The organism is Polaromonas sp. CT11-55, assembly GCF_047303325.1.
Classification (GTDB): Bacteria; Pseudomonadota; Gammaproteobacteria; order Burkholderiales; family Burkholderiaceae_C; genus Polaromonas.
This window is the reverse complement of the sequence record NZ_JBKBEX010000063.1, coordinates 1-427: the sequence shown is the minus strand read 5'-3', so window position 1 is coordinate 427 and position 427 is coordinate 1. Positions and strand designations below refer to the sequence as shown.

Sequence of the window (427 nt, the reverse complement as noted above, 5' to 3'; positions counted from 1 at the left end):
GCGCGGCTACCGCCGCGGCGACCCGATGAAACTCGTGGTCTGGAAAAAAGCCGCCAAAGACGACGGCCAGGGCAACGCCCTGGTGGTACGCGACACCCAGCAGGCCCAGCGGCACGAACTCTGGCTGGACTTCGCCCAGGCCGGCTCGGCCGGCACCGAACAGAAGCTGTCACGGCTGTGTGCGTGGGTTCTCTTGGCTGACAAGCTGTCGCTGGACTATGGTTTGCGTTTGCCCTCTCTGGAGGTCAAGCCCGGCAGTGGGGAGGCACACAAGCGCTTGTGCCTGGAGGCGCTGGCGGTATGTTGATGGTTTTTTTGTCTGCCCGACGGGTGGATTCTCTGCTTAGGCTTGCTGGCCGGGTCTCGCCCCGGCGGGCGACCTACTTTCTTTTGCTTCGCCAAAAGAAAGTAGGCAAAGAAAAGGCGA

1 protein-coding gene is annotated in these 427 nt (G+C 62.3%); it reads left to right on the top strand.

Annotated elements, in window-relative coordinates; translation table 11 throughout:
• A partial coding sequence (locus tag ACEN8I_RS24125; protein WP_413331192.1) for a DUF58 domain-containing protein occupies positions 1–307 on the top strand: 307 nt, incomplete at its 5' end.
• Positions 308–427 lie beyond the last annotated feature (120 nt).